Raw genomic sequence first — 15501 nt, 5'->3', positions numbered from 1 at the left:
CAGCGACATGTAAGTGTCGTTGGGTAGGGGAGCGTTCTGTAAGCCGTTGAAGGTCCACTGTGAGGTGGGCTGGAGGTATCAGAAGTGCGAATGCTGACATAAGTAACGATAAAGCGGGTGAAAAACCCGCTCGCCGGAAGACCAAGGGTTCCTGTCCAACGTTAATCGGGGCAGGGTGAGTCGACCCCTAAGGCGAGGCTGAAAAGCGTAGTCGATGGGAAACAGGTTAATATTCCTGTACGGGCCCGAATTGCGATGGGGGGACGGAGAAGGCTAGGCAAGCCGGGCGACGGTCGTCCCGGTTTAAGTGTGTAGGTGGGCTAACTTGGCAAATCCGGTTAGCCACAACACTGAGGCACGATGACGAGGCACCACGGTGCTGAAGTTGCTGATGCCCCGCTTCCAGGAAAAGCCCCTAAGCTCCAGATTCGGGTCCATCGTACCCCAAACCGACACAGGTGGTCAGGTAGAGAATACTCAGGCGCTTGAGAGAACTCGGGTGAAGGAACTAGGCAAAATGGTGCCGTAACTTCGGGAGAAGGCACGCTGGCGTTAGGTGAAGGAACCTGCTTCCGGAGCCGAGGCCAGTCGCAGATACCAGCTGGCTGCAACTGTTTAATAAAAACACAGCACTGTGCAAACACGAAAGTGGACGTATACGGTGTGACGCCTGCCCGGTGCTGGAAGGTTAATTGATGGGGTTATCGCCTCGGCGAGAAGCTCTTGATCGAAGCCCCAGTAAACGGCGGCCGTAACTATAACGGTCCTAAGGTAGCGAAATTCCTTGTCGGGTAAGTTCCGACCTGCACGAATGGCGTAATGATGGCCAGGCTGTCTCCACCCGAGACTCAGTGAAATTGAACTCGCTGTGAAGATGCAGTGTACCCGCGGCAAGACGGAAAGACCCCGTGAACCTTTACTATAGCTTGACACTGAACATGGAGCCTTGATGTGTAGGATAGGTGGGAGGCTTGGAAGTGTGGACGCCAGTCTGCATGGAGCCATCCTTGAAATACCACCCTTGAATGTTTGATGTTCTAACGCCGGCCCGTTATCCGGGTTGCGGACAGTGTCTGGTGGGTAGTTTGACTGGGGCGGTCTCCTCCCAAAGTGTAACGGAGGAGCACGAAGGTTAGCTAATCACGGTCGGACATCGTGAGGTTAGTGCAAAGGCATAAGCTAGCTTGACTGCGAGAGTGACGGCTCGAGCAGGTACGAAAGTAGGTCTTAGTGATCCGGTGGTTCTGCATGGAAGGGCCATCGCTCAACGGATAAAAGGTACTCCGGGGATAACAGGCTGATACCGCCCAAGAGTTCATATCGACGGCGGTGTTTGGCACCTCGATGTCGGCTCATCACATCCTGGGGCTGAAGTAGGTCCCAAGGGTATGGCTGTTCGCCATTTAAAGTGGTACGCGAGCTGGGTTTAGAACGTCGTGAGACAGTTCGGTCCCTATCTGCCGTGGGCGTTGGAAGATTGCAAGGGGCTGCTCCTAGTACGAGAGGACCGGAGTGGACGCACCACTGGTGTTCGGGTTGTCATGCCAATGGCACTGCCCGGTAGCTAAGTGCGGAAGAGATAACCGCTGAAAGCATCTAAGCGGGAAACTTGCCTTAAGATGAGTCTTCCCTTACCCCTAGAGGGTACTGAAGGAACGTTCGAGACGAGGACGTGGATAGGCCGGGTGTGTAAGCGTTGCGAGACGTTGAGCTAACCGGTACTAATGAACCGTGCGGCTTAACCTGACAACACCGAAGGGGTTTTCGGGAGTGGAAAGAGAGAGAAGGGTTTCAGCGTAGAAAAACAGCTTGTTCGGGATTGAAAACAGGATTTGTCTGGCGGCAATAGCGCGGTGGTCCCACCTGACCCCATGCCGAACTCAGCAGTGAAACGCCCGTAGCGCCGATGGTAGTGTGGGGTCTCCCCATGTGAGAGTAGGGCACTGCCAGACATCAATTTATAAGTGTTGCCGATATAGCAACACTTTTATTTTTAGCATTTGCTGATATGGCTCAGTTGGTAGAGCACACCCTTGGTAAGGGTGAGGTCCCCAGTTCGAATCTGGGTATCAGCACCATGAATAATATGTTCGGCGAATAAAACAGAATTTGCTTGGCGGCAATAGCGCGGCGGTCCCACCTGACCCCATGCCGAACTCAGTAGTGAAACGCCGTAGCGCCGATGGTAGTGTGGGGTCTCCCCATGCGAGAGTAGGGAACTGCCAAGCTTTAATATCCAGTCAAAAGGCCACTCATATGAGTGGCCTTTTGCGTTTTTAGCAAAAACTACTTACTTATCTTTCAAATATAGAGTCTGATAGACTACGACTTAAATTACCCTATTGAGTTTGAAATGAATGTCTGTCTGTCAATCTACTCAACTAAAAGCGTTTAACACGTTTGGCATTTCAGCCAGTGCTGATCATATTGGAATAGCGACTTCTATTGAATCGCTTTTGGCATTATGGCAAGAAGCAATGGAAAAGAATCATCCTATTTTATTATTGGGGGGAGGGAGTAACATCCTTTTCACCGAAAATTTTAAAGGTACTGTGATCTTAAATCGTATTCTTGGTATCAATATACAAGAGTCAGATACTGCATGGCATATTCATGTTGGTGCAGGTGAAAATTGGCATGAACTGATTACTTATTTATTTAAACAACGGATTTATGGCTTGGAGAATTTAGCCTTAATACCTGGAAATGTTGGTTCTGCTCCAATCCAGAATATTGGAGCATATGGCGTTGAATTTAAACATGTCTGTGAATATGTGGATTTTGTTGAGCTGAAAACCGGTAATTCAATTCGTCTAACGGCGAATGGGTGTCAATTTGCGTATAGAGACAGCATCTTTAAGCATCAATATAAAGATGGTTATGCTATTACAGCGGTTGGTTTATGTTTGAATAAGAAGTGGGAACCCATTTTAACGTACGGTGCCTTAGCGCAGTTCTCACGAGAAAAAGTGACACCAGAGCAAATATTCGATGCTGTGTGTGAAATGCGCCAGAGTAAGTTGCCAGATCCTGCGTTGATGGGGAATGCAGGCAGTTTCTTCAAAAACCCTATTGTACCAATTGAGTTAGCAGACAGGATTAAGTCTGAATATCCCAATTGTCCTCAATACCCTCATGATGAGCATAGCGTAAAGATTGCTGCGGGTTGGCTTATCGAACAATGTCAATTGAAGGGTTATGCTATTGGTGGCGCTGCCGTACACCTGAAACAGTCATTGGTATTAATTAATACAGGTAATGCAACGGGACAAGATGTCATTACCTTAGCTTCTTATGTACGTAATAAGGTTGCAGAAAAATTTAATATCTTCTTAGAGCCTGAGGTACGCTTCATTGGTAGTGCAGGTGAAATAGACGCAGTGGAATGTATTTCATGAAAGATCTTAGTATCCCATTAAAATTAATTAAAGTGTTATCTGATGGCGAAATTCATTCAGGCCAACAACTTGGTCAGGAATTGGGAATGAGCCGAGCAGGGATCAATAAACATATTCAAACTATTCGTGAATGGGGAGTAGAGGTTCTCACTCTTTCAGGTAAAGGTTATCGCTTTCCTGCTCCAATGAATCTTCTGGATAAAGAAATTATTGAAAACTATCTTCCTAATGATCGTATTGAAGTGATACCTGTCATTGATTCCACTAACCAATATATTCTGGAAAAGTTAGCAGAGCTCGATTCAGGAGATGCCTGTGTTGCAGAATATCAATATGCCGGTAGAGGGCGCCGTGGTAGAAAGTGGGTTTCTGCTTTTGGCCGTAACTTATATCTATCTATGTATTGGCGTTTGGAACAAGGACCAGCAGCAGCGATAGGTTTAAGTTTGGTCGTTGGTATTATCATTGCTGAAGTTCTTAATCGCCAGGGAGCAGAAAGCGTAAAAGTAAAATGGCCAAATGACTTATACTTAGATGATAAAAAACTTGCTGGAATATTGGTTGAGTTGACGGGAAAAACGGGAGATGCAGCCCATGTTGTTATCGGAATAGGCATGAATATTTCGATGAGTAGCGATCAACAGAGATCAATTAATCAAAATTGGACTAATTTACAGCAATCAGGAACGATTATTGAACGGAATAAGTTGGTTGCTGAAATCATAGTGGAACTTAAAAAAGCGTTAATCCAGTTTGAAAATGAAGGGCTAAATTCTTTCATTCCTCGGTGGTTTGAATTAGATAATTTTATTAATCGTTCAGTGAAATTAATTATTGGTGATCAGGAAGTTCATGGGATAGCTCGTGGAATAGATCAACAAGGGGCTTTATTACTTGATATTGACGGAGTTGTTACACCTTATATCGGTGGTGAAATTTCCTTGAGAGGTTGTTGAATATAAAGCCGGAAATATTTCCGGCTTTTTGTTTTATTTTCTTAATCTGACGCTTTCAATCGTATGATTAATGCCTTTCGTCATAATTAAGCTAGCTCGTTCTCTCGTGGGTAAGATGTTTTGCTGTAAGTTTAATCCATTAATTTCCCGCCAAATATTCGATGCTACTTTTATCGCTTCTTCTGTCGTTAGTTTGGAATAATTGTGAAAATAAGAATCAGGATCGGAAAACGCGCCTTGTCGAAACTTAAGAAAACGATTGACGTACCATTGTTGGAGTAATTCTTCCGGCGCATCTACATAAATAGAAAAATCAACAAAATCAGAGACAAATACATGGTGTGGTTCATGTGGATAATCCATGCCACTTTGTAATACGTTTAAACCTTCAAGGATAAGAATATCGGGCTTTTCGATAATAAGTTGTTCATGAGGAACGATGTCATAGCTTAGGTGAGAATATACCGGTGCGATAACTTTGTCTGCACCTGATTTTATATCGGAGACAAATTTGACCAAGCTACGCATATCATAGGATTCAGGGAATCCCTTTTTTTTCATTAACCCACGTTCATTTAATATATTGTTGGAGTGTAAAAAACCATCTGTTGTCACTAACTTGACACGACGATGTTCTGGCCAACGACTTAGCAGCGCCTGTAATAAGCGTGCGGTTGTACTTTTTCCGACAGCAACGCTGCCTGCTATACCAATAACATAAGGTATTTTTTGTTCATCCGTCCCCAAAAACTGTTCAAGAACAGCTTGCCGTCGTAAATTGGAGCTAATGTAAAAATTGAGTAGACGTGACAATGGAAGATAGATTTCAATCACTTCATCTATTGAAATTTCTTCGTTGATCCCTTTTAAAGCAGCGACTTCTTCTTTTGTTAATGTTAACGGCACCGAGTCACGCAATGTGGCCCAATGTTTGCGATCAAATTGTAAATATGGAGTCGTCAAAAAAGATTCTTTCTTATTCATAAGCCAACATCTGCCTGTCTATGCAGGTTGGACAGGTTGTTGAGAACACCCGTATCCGACAAAAAAATAAATCTCATCATATCGGTTGCGCTATCGTAGGCGTAGAATTTTTTATGATTTTAGTCATTTTTTTGATGGCAAATGCAAAAATGTATTATTTTTTAGCCTATTATGACCGTCAGTGTCTTTCTTTCATAAAGAGAAAGACAACTGTGATTCAACTAACTTTCAAAAAAATAATTGTCAGATGCATTTACGGGTTCTTCCTGCACAAGAGTTGTTTGTTGGATATTTAAGCTGAAACTATTGAAAAAAACACCACAAGCACCAAAAATGGCTGTTTTGTGAGCGAAAGAACAAAAAAAGCAATTTTTTTGTTGCATCGAGGGCCAACTCTTCCTAGAATGCGCAGCACTTGATGCCGGCATAGCTCAGTTGGTAGAGCAACTGACTTGTAATCAGTAGGTCCCGAGTTCGACTCTTGGTGCCGGCACCATTAAAAATTTGGAAAGGTGGGGTTCCCGAGCGGCCAAAGGGAGCAGACTGTAAATCTGCCGTCACAGACTTCGAAGGTTCGAATCCTTCCCCCACCACCATTAACCAGTTTCGATCTTGAGTGTTCTGCTCGAGTTATACTCTAGAAAAAACACTTAAGATATAGTATACAGCTGATTAAAGTCAGGTAGCCGAGTTCACGCGGGCATCGTATAATGGCTATTACCTCAGCCTTCCAAGCTGATGATGCGGGTTCGATTCCCGCTGCCCGCTCCAAGATGTGCTGATATAGCTCAGTTGGTAGAGCACACCCTTGGTAAGGGTGAGGTCGGCAGTTCGAATCTGCCTATCAGCACCACTTCTCCTGTTCTTACCTCCTGATTTTCTTCCTGTAAATATCTCGCAAGCAATTGCTTGGTTGATGTGGTGAAACCACCGATTCCGTGTCTTAGAGGGACAACCTAATGTCTAAAGAAAAGTTTGAACGTTCAAAACCGCACGTTAACGTTGGTACTATCGGCCACGTTGACCACGGTAAAACTACCCTGACTGCTGCAATCACTACCGTTTTGGCAAAAACTTACGGCGGTAACGCGCGTGCATTCGACCAGATCGATAACGCACCAGAAGAAAAAGCGCGTGGTATCACCATCTCTACTTCTCACGTAGAGTACGATACTCCAACTCGCCACTACGCACACGTTGACTGCCCAGGCCACGCCGACTACGTGAAAAACATGATCACCGGTGCTGCTCAGATGGACGGCGCGATCCTGGTAGTTGCTGCAACTGATGGCCCAATGCCACAGACTCGTGAGCACATCCTGCTGGGTCGTCAGGTTGGCGTTCCTTACATCATCGTGTTCCTGAACAAATGTGACATGGTTGATGATGAAGAGCTGTTGGAACTGGTGGAAATGGAAGTTCGTGAGCTGCTGTCTCAGTACGATTTCCCAGGCGACGACACCCCAATCATCCGTGGTTCTGCGCTGAAAGCGCTGGAAGGCGATGCTGAGTGGGAAGCGAAAGTTATCGAACTGGCTGAAGCACTGGATTCTTACATCCCAGAACCAGAGCGTGACATTGACAAGCCATTCCTGCTGCCAATCGAAGACGTATTCTCTATCTCTGGCCGTGGTACTGTAGTTACCGGTCGTGTAGAGCGTGGTATCGTTAAAGTTGGTGACGAAGTTGAAATCGTAGGTATCAAAGAGACGACCAAAACCACTTGTACCGGCGTTGAAATGTTCCGCAAACTGCTGGACGAAGGCCGTGCGGGTGAGAACGTGGGTGTTCTGCTGCGTGGTACTAAGCGTGATGACGTTGAGCGTGGTCAGGTTCTGGCGAAGCCAGGCTCTATCCACCCACACACTCAGTTCGAATCTGAAGTGTATATCCTGAGCAAAGATGAAGGTGGTCGTCATACGCCATTCTTCAAAGGTTACCGTCCACAGTTCTACTTCCGTACGACTGACGTAACCGGTACTATCGAACTGCCAGAAGGCGTAGAGATGGTAATGCCAGGCGACAACATCAACATGAAAGTGACTCTGATTGCGCCAATCGCAATGGACGAAGGTCTGCGTTTTGCAATCCGTGAAGGTGGCCGTACTGTAGGCGCCGGTGTTGTTGCTAAAGTTATTGCTTAATCTTTAATTATCAAAAGATTATGAGAAAGAGGGGCCTTGGCTCCTCTTTTTTTATTTTGAGCCACCGAAATTGGTGGTTTTTTGTTATTCAACAAAATAAAAACAATAATTGAAATGATATTTATTTCTATTTACAATTCCGGGGTATCGCTTATTTTATAAGCGTAGACCATTTTGGGTAGGGGGTTACCCGACCTAAATAGTCATCAAGAGTGTGTAAATAGTTAGAAGAGTGCTTCCATGTATGTTTGTCTCTGCAATGCAATAAGCGATAAAACCATACGCAATGCTGTTCATCAGCAACATATTCGTTCTATCAGAGAGTTGAGGAGTTTTGTTCCTGTAGGAAGCGACTGCGGAAAATGTATACGTCAAGCACGTGAAATAATGAATGAGGAGATTGCCCTGTTACCTCCAATAAATAATGTTGCCTAAAATAAGCACAATTTTCTTGCAATTACTCTGCCAAATTAGTACTACACTTTATGTGACTGGAAGCGGAGGAACTTGCTATGAAAGGTGATAAAAAAATAATTGCACATTTGAATAAACTTCTCGGCAATGAACTTGTCGCCATCAATCAATATTTCTTGCATGCCCGAATGTTTAAGAACTGGGGATTGATACGTTTGAATGACGTCGAGTATCACGAGTCCATTGATGAGATGAAGCACGCAGATAAATTTATCGAACGTATTCTTTTTCTGGAGGGGGTGCCAAATCTACAAGATCTGGGCAAGCTCAATATCGGAGAAGATGTAGAAGAAATGCTGAAATCTGATCTGGAATTAGAATTACGTGGTGCAAAGGATCTCAGAGAAGCAATCGCATATGCCGATTCAGTTCATGATTATGTTAGTCGAGACTTGATGATAGAGGTGCTTGCCGATGAAGAAAATCATATTGATTGGTTGGAAACTCAACTTGAACTGATAGCTAGAATTGGAATACAAAATTACATTCAATCTCAGCTTAGTGAAGAAGAATAACTATAGTTTGTCGCCCTATAATTTGATGTATATAGGGCGTTTTCCTTCCATTTCCTTTCTTGCTTTCCCCTTTCTTGTCTGTACTTTTGCATAGATTTCACTCTTAATATTGCTTTGTGGGTAAATTCACGTATAATGCGCGGGCTTACCTACACAGAGTAGGACTGATTTATTAATCGGTAATGAGCGGTGAGTAACCGCCATTTAAAATACCTCCGATATGGGGGTTATGCACAGAACGATTACACTCCCCCATCAACCGAAATGGGTGTGAGGAGTAATTATTTACGTTTATAAAATAGTTGGAGCTCTGGTCTCATGCAGAACCAAAGAATCCGTATCCGCCTGAAAGCATTTGATCATCGTTTGATCGATCAATCAACTGCGGAAATCGTAGAGACTGCGAAGCGCACTGGTGCGCAAGTTCGTGGCCCGATCCCTCTGCCAACTCGTAAAGAGCGTTTTACCGTTCTGATTTCTCCACACGTTAATAAAGATGCGCGTGATCAGTACGAAATTCGCACTCACAAACGTCTGGTTGACATCGTTGAGCCAACCGAGAAAACCGTTGATGCTCTGATGCGTCTGGATCTGGCTGCCGGTGTAGATGTGCAGATCAGCCTGGGTTAATCAGGTCATTGAACGATTGAGAGGTTGAAACAATGATTGGTTTAGTCGGTAAAAAAGTGGGCATGACTCGTATCTTCACTGAAGATGGCGTTTCAATCCCTGTAACTGTTATCGAAATCGAAAATAACCGTGTAACTCAAGTTAAAAACAAAGAGACTGACGGTTATCGTGCAATTCAGGTAACGACTGGTAGCAAAAAAGCTAGTCGTGTTAAGAAAGCTGAAGCGGGTCATTTCGCTAAAGCTGGCGTTGAAGCTGGCCGCATTCTGCGTGAATTCCGCCTGTCAGAAGACGACGCTGAATTCACTGTAGGTCAAAGCATTAGCGTTGAAATTTTCGCTGACGTTAAAAAAGTTGACGTTACTGGTACATCTAAAGGTAAAGGTTTCGCGGGTACTGTTAAACGCTGGAACTTCCGTACTCAGGATGCTACCCATGGTAACTCCTTGTCTCACCGCGTTCCGGGTTCTATCGGTCAGAACCAGACTCCGGGCAAAGTGTTCAAAGGCAAGAAAATGGCAGGCCAACTGGGTAATGAGCGCGTAACCGTTCAGAGCTTAGATGTAGTACGTGTTGACGCTGAGCGTAACCTGCTGCTGGTCAAAGGTGCTGTTCCAGGTGCAACGAACAGTAACCTGATCGTAAAACCGGCTGTCAAGGCGTAACGTCGAGGAGATAGGAATGGAATTGGTAATCAAAGACGCGCAAAGCGCGCTGACTGTTTCCGAAACTACCTTCGGGCGTGATTTCAATGAAGCGCTTGTGCATCAAGTAGTTGTTGCATATGCAGCTGGTGCTCGTCAAGGTACTCGTGCTCAGAAAACTCGTGCCGAAGTTTCTGGTTCAGGTAAAAAACCATGGCGTCAGAAAGGCACTGGCCGTGCGCGTTCTGGTTCTATTAAGAGTCCAATTTGGCGCTCTGGTGGTGTAACTTTCGCAGCGAAACCACAGGACCACAGTCAAAAAGTTAATAAAAAGATGTACCGCGGTGCCCTGAAAAGCATCCTGTCTGAACTGGTACGTCAAGATCGTCTAATCGTTGTCGAGAAGTTCTCTGTAGAAGCACCTAAGACTAAGTTGCTGGTACAGAAACTGAAAGAAATGGCTCTGGAAGACGTGCTGATTGTCACTAGCGAAGTTGATGAGAATCTGTTCTTAGCAGCTCGTAACCTGTACAAGGTTGACGTTCGTGACACAGCAGGTATCGATCCTGTAAGCCTGATTGCCTTCGACAAAGTGGTTATGACTGCTGAAGCTGTGAAGCAAGTTGAGGAGATGCTGGCATGATCCGTGAAGAACGTCTGCTGAAAGTACTGCGCGCGCCGCACGTATCTGAAAAAGCTTCTACAGCGATGGAAAAAAGCAACACCATCGTTCTCAAAGTTGCGAAAGACGCGACTAAAGCAGAGATCAAAGCTGCCGTACAGAAACTGTTTGAAGTTGAAGTTGAAGGTGTAAACACTTTGCTGGTAAAAGGCAAAGTTAAACGCCACGGACAGCGTATTGGTCGTCGTAGCGACTGGAAAAAGGCTTACGTCACCTTGAAAGAAGGCCAGAACCTGGACTTCGTTGGCGGCGCTGAGTAAGTCGGAGGAGTAAAGAACAATGGCAATTGTTAAATGTAAACCTACGTCTCCGGGCCGTCGCCACGTTGTTAAAGTGGTTAACCCTGAGCTGCATAAGGGTAAACCTTATGCTCCGTTGTTGGAAAAAAACAACAAAACCGGTGGTCGTAACAACAATGGTCGTATTACCACTCGTCACATTGGTGGTGGCCATAAACAGCATTATCGTCTGATTGACTTTAAACGTAACAAAGACGGTATCCCTGCTGTTGTTGAGCGTCTGGAATATGATCCAAACCGTTCAGCAAACATCGCACTGGTTCTGTACAAAGACGGTGAACGTCGTTACATCCTTGCGCCTAAGGGCCTGAAAGCGGGTGATCAAATCCAGTCTGGTGCTGATTCAGCGATCAAGACCGGTAACGCTCTGCCAATGCGCAACATTCCGGTTGGTTCTACTGTTCACAACATAGAAATGAAACCAGGTAAAGGTGGCCAGTTGGCTCGTTCAGCAGGTGCTTATGCTCAGATCGTTGCTCGTGATGGTTCTTATGTAACCCTGCGTCTGCGTTCTGGTGAAATGCGTAAAGTTCTGTCTGATTGCCGCGCTACTTTAGGTGAAGTTGGTAACGCAGAACATATGCTGCGCGTTCTGGGTAAAGCTGGTGCAAGCCGCTGGCGTGGTATTCGTCCTACCGTTCGTGGTACGGCGATGAACCCAGTAGACCATCCACATGGTGGTGGTGAAGGTCGTAACTTTGGTAAACACCCTGTAACTCCATGGGGCATCCAGACCAAAGGTAAGAAGACCCGTAGCAACAAACGTACTGATAAATATATCGTACGTCGCCGTTCTAAAAAATAATTAGAGGATAAACCATGCCACGTTCTCTCAAGAAAGGTCCATTTATTGACCTGCACTTGCTGAAGAAGGTAGAGAAAGCGGTGGAAAGCGGAGACAAAAAGCCTATTAAGACTTGGTCCCGTCGTTCAACGATCTTTCCTAACATGATCGGTTTGACCATCGCTGTCCATAATGGTCGTCAGCATGTACCAGTTTTTGTTTCCGACGAAATGGTTGGTCACAAACTGGGTGAATTCGCGCCGACCCGTACTTATCGCGGCCATGCGGCCGATAAAAAGGCTAAAAAGCGCTAAGGTAGGAGGAAGAGATGGAAACTATCGCTAAACATCGCCACGCTCGTTCTTCTGCTCAGAAGGTTCGCCTTGTGGCTGACCTGATCCGCGGTAAGAAAGTGTCGCAAGCTCTGGAAACTCTGACCTATACCAACAAAAAAGCTGCTGGTTTAGTGAAGAAAGTACTTGAGTCTGCTATTGCTAACGCAGAACACAACGATGGCGCTGACATCGATGATCTGAAAGTCACGAAAATTTTCGTAGACGAAGGCCCAACTATGAAGCGTATTATGCCTCGTGCCAAAGGCCGTGCAGATCGTATCCTGAAGCGCACCAGCCACATCACTGTGGTTGTGTCCGATCGCTGAGACTCTGGAGACTAGCAATGGGTCAGAAAGTACATCCTAATGGTATTCGTCTGGGTATTGTCAAACCTTGGAACTCTACCTGGTATGCGAATACCAAAGAATTCGCTGACAACCTGGACAGCGACTTTAAAGTTCGCCAGTACTTGAACAAAGAACTGGTTAAAGCATCTATTTCACGTATCGTTATCGAACGTCCTGCGAAAAGCATCCGTGTGACTATTCACACTGCTCGTCCAGGCATTGTAATCGGTAAAAAAGGTGAAGACGTTGAAAAACTGCGTAAGGCTGTAGCGGATATCGCTGGCGTTCCTGCGCAGATCAATATTGCCGAAGTACGTAAACCTGAACTGGACGCAAAACTGGTTGCTGACAGCATCAGTTCACAGCTGGAACGTCGTGTCATGTTCCGCCGTGCTATGAAACGTGCTGTACAGAACGCTATGCGTTTGGGCGCTAAAGGTATCAAAGTGGAAGTCAGCGGCCGTCTGGGCGGTGCTGAAATTGCACGTACTGAGTGGTATCGTGAAGGTCGTGTACCTCTGCATACTCTGCGTGCAGACATCGACTACAATACTTCTGAAGCGCACACCACTTATGGTGTAATCGGCGTTAAGGTATGGATCTTCAAAGGTGAGATCCTGGGTGGTATGGCTGCAGTTGAACAGGCGGAAAAACCGGCTGCTCAACCTAAAAAGCAGCAGCGTAAAGGCCGCAAGTAAGGAGAGTCGCTGATGTTACAACCAAAGCGTACGAAATTCCGTAAAGTGCACAAAGGCCGCAACCGTGGTCTGGCTGCAGGTGCGGATGTTAGCTTCGGCACTTTCGGTCTGAAAGCTGTAGGCCGTGGTCGTCTGACTGCTCGTCAGATCGAAGCGGCACGTCGTGCTATGACCCGTGCAATTAAACGTCAAGGTAAAATCTGGATCCGTGTGTTCCCAGACAAACCTATCACCGAAAAGCCACTCGAAGTGCGTATGGGTAAAGGTAAAGGTAACGTAGAATACTGGGTTGCCTTGATCCAGCCCGGTAAAGTCCTGTATGAAATGGACGGTGTGCCTGAAGAGCTGGCTCGTGAAGCATTCAAGCTGGCAGCAGCGAAACTGCCTATCAAAACCACCTTTGTAACTAAGACGGTGATGTAATGAAAGCACAAGAGCTGCGCGAAAAAAGCGTTGAAGAGCTGAACACTGAGCTGCTGAACCTGTTACGTGAACAATTCAATCTGCGTATGCAGGCGGCAAGTGGCCAGCTGCAACAGTCTCACCTGTTGAAACAAGTGCGTCGTAATATTGCACGCGTTAAGACTTTACTGACTGAGAAGGCGGGTGCGTAATGACCGATAAAATCCGTACTCTGCAAGGTCGTGTTATTAGCGACAAAATGGAAAAATCCATTGTTGTTGCTATTGAGCGTAAGGTGAAACACCCATTGTATGGTAAGTTCATCAAACGTACGACTAAACTGCACGTACATGACGAGAACAATGAATGTGGAATTGGTGATGTAGTGGAAATCCGCGAAACCCGTCCACTGTCTAAGACTAAATCTTGGACTTTAGTTCGCGTTGTAGAGAAAGCGGTTCTATAATAGATCGCTGTATCGTACGAAATAAACGGCTCAAAAAATAACGGGGCCGTTTATTTTTCTGTCCATCGCGAAGATGTGGTGTTATAATGCCGCGCCCTCGTAGTATGGGATATTGAAACGGCCTCTTTAAAAATAAAGTGGCTCAGTAGTAGTTGACATTTAGCGGAGCACTAAAATGATCCAAGAACAGACTATGCTGAACGTGGCCGACAACTCCGGTGCACGTCGCGTAATGTGTATCAAGGTTCTAGGTGGCTCGCACCGTCGCTACGCAGATGTCGGTGACATCATCAAGATCACTATCAAGGAAGCAATTCCTCGCGGTAAAGTGAAAAAAGGTGATGTCCTGAAAGCGGTAGTGGTGCGCACCAAGAAGGGTGTTCGTCGCCCGGACGGTTCTGTCATTCGCTTCGATAGCAACGCTTGTGTATTGTTGAACAACAATAGTGAGCAAGTTATCGGTACGCGTATTTTTGGGCCGGTGACTCGTGAACTTCGTAATGAAAAGTTCATGAAAATTATCTCTCTGGCACCTGAAGTACTCTAAGGAGCAGGCAATGGCAGCGAAAATCCGTCGTGATGACGAAATTATCGTGCTGACTGGTAAAGACAAAGGTAAGCGCGGTAAAGTAAAACAGGTTCTTTCTTCTGGTAAAGTCATTGTTGAAGGCATCAACCTGGTTAAAAAACATCAGAAACCAGTTCCGGCTCTGAACCAACCAGGTGGCATCGTTGAAAAAGAAGCAGCTATCAATGTTTCTAACGTTGCGATCTTCAACACAGCAACCGGCAAGGCTGACCGTGTAGGTTTTAGATTCGAAGACGGCAAAAAAGTCCGTTTCTTCAAATCTAATAACGAAACTATCAAGTAATTTGGAGTATACGATGGCGAAACTGCATGATTACTACAAAGACGAGGTAGTCAAAAAACTGATGACTCAGTTTGGTTACCATTCTGTCATGCAAGTCCCTCGGGTCGAGAAGATCACCCTGAACATGGGTGTTGGTGAAGCAATCGCTGACAAAAAACTGCTGGATAACGCAGCAGCTGACTTGGCAGCAATCTCTGGTCAGAAGCCATTGATCACCAAAGCACGCAAATCAGTTGCAGGCTTCAAAATCCGTCAGGGCTATCCAATCGGCTGTAAAGTAACCCTGCGTGGAAAACGCATGTGGGAGTTCTTTGAGCGCCTGATTTCTATTGCTGTACCACGTATCCGTGACTTCCGTGGTTTGTCCGCTAAATCATTCGATGGTCGTGGTAACTACAGCATGGGTGTTCGTGAGCAAATCATCTTCCCTGAAATCGATTACGATAAAGTGGATCGCGTACGTGGTTTGGATATTACTATCACCACTACTGCGAAATCTGATGATGAAGGCCGCGCACTGTTGGCTGCGTTTAACTTCCCGTTCCGCAAGTAAGGCAGGGTACTCATGGCTAAGCAATCAATGAAAGCACGTGATGTAAAACGTGCGAAATTAGCTGAGAAATTCTTCGCAAAACGCGTTGAACTGAAAGCGATCATCTCTGATGTAAACGCATCTGATGAAGACCGTTGGAATGCTGTTCTGAAACTGCAAACACTGCCACGTGATTCCAGCCCTTGCCGTCAGCGTAACCGCTGCCGTCAGACTGGGCGTCCGCATGCATTTTTGCGGAAGTTTGGGTTGAGCCGTATTAAAGTCCGTGAAGCCGCTATGCGCGGTGAAATCCCGGGCCTTAAAAAGGCTAGCTGGTAA

General features: G+C 45.8%; 21 protein-coding genes, 5 tRNA genes and 3 rRNA genes (1 of these 29 cut by a window edge). 28 read left to right on the top strand and 1 reads right to left on the bottom strand.

Going from position 1 to position 15501, the window contains the following annotated elements:
• The 6 genes from WDV74_RS15875 to birA form a co-directional block, all read left to right on the top strand.
• Positions 1 to 1746: ribosomal RNA gene (locus WDV74_RS15875) — 23S ribosomal RNA — on the top strand; it begins 1166 nt to the left of the window's first position.
• 89 nt (positions 1747 to 1835) lie between these two features.
• A 5S ribosomal RNA gene (rrf, locus tag WDV74_RS15870) occupies positions 1836 to 1952 on the top strand.
• A gap of 50 nt (positions 1953 to 2002) precedes the next feature.
• Positions 2003 to 2078: transfer RNA gene (locus WDV74_RS15865), tRNA-Thr, on the top strand.
• Positions 2079 to 2112: 34 nt separating this feature from the next.
• Positions 2113 to 2228: ribosomal RNA gene (gene rrf / locus WDV74_RS15860) — 5S ribosomal RNA — on the top strand.
• A 129-nt stretch (positions 2229 to 2357) separates the two neighbouring features.
• Complete coding sequence (gene murB, locus WDV74_RS15855; protein WP_338883733.1) at positions 2358 to 3398, top strand: UDP-N-acetylmuramate dehydrogenase; 1041 nt, start codon at positions 2358 to 2360, stop codon at positions 3396 to 3398.
• Entirely contained in the window at positions 3395 to 4354 is a 960-nt protein-coding gene (gene birA / locus WDV74_RS15850; RefSeq protein ID WP_338883732.1) for a bifunctional biotin--[acetyl-CoA-carboxylase] ligase/biotin operon repressor BirA, read from the top strand. The genes murB and birA overlap by 4 nt, the downstream gene beginning before the upstream one ends.
• A 33-nt stretch (positions 4355 to 4387) precedes the next feature.
• Here the strand turns inward: birA and coaA are convergent, their stop codons facing one another.
• On the bottom strand, positions 4388 to 5338 hold the full coding sequence (gene coaA, locus WDV74_RS15845) for a type I pantothenate kinase (protein WP_338883731.1): 951 nt from the start codon (positions 5336 to 5338) through the stop codon (positions 4388 to 4390).
• Positions 5339 to 5758: 420 nt separating this feature from the next.
• Between coaA and WDV74_RS15840 the strand changes: the two genes are divergently transcribed.
• From WDV74_RS15840 to rpsN, 22 genes are all read left to right on the top strand, one after another.
• Positions 5759 to 5834 (top strand) — tRNA-Thr (locus WDV74_RS15840).
• 15 nt (positions 5835 to 5849) lie between these two features.
• A tRNA-Tyr gene (locus tag WDV74_RS15835) sits at positions 5850 to 5934 on the top strand.
• 100 nt (positions 5935 to 6034) lie between these two features.
• Positions 6035 to 6109, top strand: a tRNA-Gly gene (locus WDV74_RS15830).
• Positions 6110 to 6115: 6 nt separating this feature from the next.
• Positions 6116 to 6191: transfer RNA gene (locus WDV74_RS15825), tRNA-Thr, on the top strand.
• A gap of 106 nt (positions 6192 to 6297) precedes the next feature.
• Positions 6298 to 7482 (top strand): elongation factor Tu, encoded by a 1185-nt coding sequence (tuf, locus tag WDV74_RS15820; RefSeq protein WP_338804007.1) that lies wholly within the window; start codon positions 6298 to 6300, stop codon positions 7480 to 7482.
• Between the two features lie 240 nt (positions 7483 to 7722).
• Positions 7723 to 7917, top strand: a complete 195-nt coding sequence (gene bfd / locus WDV74_RS15815) for a bacterioferritin-associated ferredoxin (RefSeq protein WP_338883730.1) — start codon at positions 7723 to 7725, stop codon at positions 7915 to 7917.
• A 77-nt stretch (positions 7918 to 7994) separates the two neighbouring features.
• Positions 7995 to 8471: a bacterioferritin gene (gene bfr, locus WDV74_RS15810; RefSeq protein WP_273571441.1), complete on the top strand. Its 477-nt coding sequence runs from the start codon at positions 7995 to 7997 to the stop codon at positions 8469 to 8471.
• A gap of 318 nt (positions 8472 to 8789) precedes the next feature.
• Complete coding sequence (gene rpsJ, locus WDV74_RS15805; RefSeq protein ID WP_001181005.1) at positions 8790 to 9101, top strand: 30S ribosomal protein S10; 312 nt, start codon at positions 8790 to 8792, stop codon at positions 9099 to 9101.
• A gap of 32 nt (positions 9102 to 9133) precedes the next feature.
• Positions 9134 to 9766, top strand: coding sequence for a 50S ribosomal protein L3 (rplC, locus tag WDV74_RS15800; RefSeq protein ID WP_189760120.1), 633 nt, complete (start codon positions 9134 to 9136; stop codon positions 9764 to 9766).
• 16 nt (positions 9767 to 9782) lie between these two features.
• Positions 9783 to 10388: a 50S ribosomal protein L4 gene (gene rplD / locus WDV74_RS15795; protein ID WP_189760121.1), complete on the top strand. Its 606-nt coding sequence runs from the start codon at positions 9783 to 9785 to the stop codon at positions 10386 to 10388.
• Positions 10385 to 10687, top strand: a complete 303-nt coding sequence (gene rplW / locus WDV74_RS15790; RefSeq protein ID WP_038269605.1) for a 50S ribosomal protein L23 — start codon at positions 10385 to 10387, stop codon at positions 10685 to 10687. Before rplD ends, rplW begins: the two co-directional genes overlap by 4 nt.
• Positions 10688 to 10706: 19 nt before the next feature.
• Entirely contained in the window at positions 10707 to 11531 is an 825-nt protein-coding gene (gene rplB / locus WDV74_RS15785; RefSeq protein ID WP_189760122.1) for a 50S ribosomal protein L2, read from the top strand.
• Positions 11532 to 11545: 14 nt separating this feature from the next.
• Complete coding sequence (rpsS, locus tag WDV74_RS15780) at positions 11546 to 11824, top strand: 30S ribosomal protein S19 (RefSeq protein ID WP_011148791.1); 279 nt, start codon at positions 11546 to 11548, stop codon at positions 11822 to 11824.
• A 14-nt stretch (positions 11825 to 11838) separates the two neighbouring features.
• Positions 11839 to 12171, top strand: coding sequence for a 50S ribosomal protein L22 (gene rplV / locus WDV74_RS15775; protein WP_010847481.1), 333 nt, complete (start codon positions 11839 to 11841; stop codon positions 12169 to 12171).
• A gap of 17 nt (positions 12172 to 12188) precedes the next feature.
• Positions 12189 to 12890, top strand: a complete 702-nt coding sequence (rpsC, locus tag WDV74_RS15770; RefSeq protein WP_010847482.1) for a 30S ribosomal protein S3 — start codon at positions 12189 to 12191, stop codon at positions 12888 to 12890.
• A gap of 12 nt (positions 12891 to 12902) precedes the next feature.
• Positions 12903 to 13313, top strand: a complete 411-nt coding sequence (gene rplP, locus WDV74_RS15765) for a 50S ribosomal protein L16 (protein ID WP_012990491.1) — start codon at positions 12903 to 12905, stop codon at positions 13311 to 13313.
• A complete protein-coding gene (gene rpmC, locus WDV74_RS15760; RefSeq protein WP_010847484.1) occupies positions 13313 to 13504 on the top strand; it encodes a 50S ribosomal protein L29 in 192 nt (63 codons plus the stop codon). Before rplP ends, rpmC begins: the two co-directional genes overlap by 1 nt.
• The gene (rpsQ, locus tag WDV74_RS15755; protein ID WP_038240484.1) at positions 13504 to 13758 is read left to right on the top strand and encodes a 30S ribosomal protein S17; all 255 of its coding nucleotides are present in this window, start codon (positions 13504 to 13506) and stop codon (positions 13756 to 13758) included. Before rpmC ends, rpsQ begins: the two co-directional genes overlap by 1 nt.
• A gap of 175 nt (positions 13759 to 13933) precedes the next feature.
• Positions 13934 to 14305 carry a 50S ribosomal protein L14 gene (rplN, locus tag WDV74_RS15750; RefSeq protein ID WP_004246955.1) on the top strand — a complete coding sequence of 124 codons (372 nt, stop codon included), beginning with the start codon at positions 13934 to 13936 and terminating at the stop codon, positions 14303 to 14305.
• A gap of 10 nt (positions 14306 to 14315) precedes the next feature.
• On the top strand, positions 14316 to 14630 hold the full coding sequence (rplX, locus tag WDV74_RS15745; protein WP_038269614.1) for a 50S ribosomal protein L24: 315 nt from the start codon (positions 14316 to 14318) through the stop codon (positions 14628 to 14630).
• 13 nt (positions 14631 to 14643) lie between these two features.
• Positions 14644 to 15183: a 50S ribosomal protein L5 gene (gene rplE / locus WDV74_RS15740; protein ID WP_074021486.1), complete on the top strand. Its 540-nt coding sequence runs from the start codon at positions 14644 to 14646 to the stop codon at positions 15181 to 15183.
• 12 nt (positions 15184 to 15195) lie between these two features.
• Positions 15196 to 15501, top strand: a complete 306-nt coding sequence (gene rpsN, locus WDV74_RS15735) for a 30S ribosomal protein S14 (protein ID WP_010847489.1) — start codon at positions 15196 to 15198, stop codon at positions 15499 to 15501.

Source organism: Xenorhabdus sp. TH1, assembly GCF_037260955.1.
Lineage (GTDB): Bacteria > Pseudomonadota > Gammaproteobacteria > Enterobacterales > Enterobacteriaceae > Xenorhabdus > Xenorhabdus griffiniae.
The sequence above is the reverse complement of the archived record's forward strand: the minus strand, read 5'-3'. Positions and strand labels throughout refer to the sequence as shown.